Annotated in this window: 1 protein-coding gene; it reads right to left on the reverse strand. The window is 63.3% G+C overall.

Annotated features, from left to right (window positions below; all coding sequences use genetic code 11):
* Positions 1–461: methyl-accepting chemotaxis protein (locus HFD97_RS22030; protein ID WP_255461663.1), on the reverse strand; the 461-nt coding region annotated here is incomplete at both ends.

A 461-nucleotide genomic window follows, 5' to 3' on the forward strand; every position in this document is an offset into this window, starting at 1 on the left:
TCCTCAACCAGCGCGGCGTTGTTCTGCGTGACCCCGTCCATCTGGCTGACGGCAACGCTGACCTGTGAGATGCCCTGCATCTGCTCGGATGAGGCCAGCGAAATGTTGTCCATGGCCTCCGCCAGCTCACCCACCATGCCGACAATTTTGAGGATGCTGTGACCCGTGCCTGCCGCCACCTCCACGCCACTTTCCACCTGCTCCACGGCCTGCTCAATCAGCTGCTTGATATCACGCGCAGCGGTGGCGCTGCGCTGGGCCAGCGTCCTGACCTCGCCGGCCACCACGGCAAAACCGCGCCCCTCTTCGCCAGCCCTTGCGGCTTCCACCGCCGCGTTGAGGGCGAGAATGTTGGTCTGAAAGGCGATGCTCTCAATCACGGCGGTGATGTCCCGTACCTTTGCCGCGCTCAGCGAGATGGCATTCATGGTTTCCGACATGCGCTGCACGTCCGCTTCACC

This window comes from Pantoea sp. EKM103V (assembly GCF_011800365.1).
In the GTDB taxonomy this organism is placed as follows: domain Bacteria; phylum Pseudomonadota; class Gammaproteobacteria; order Enterobacterales; family Enterobacteriaceae; genus Pantoea; species Pantoea anthophila.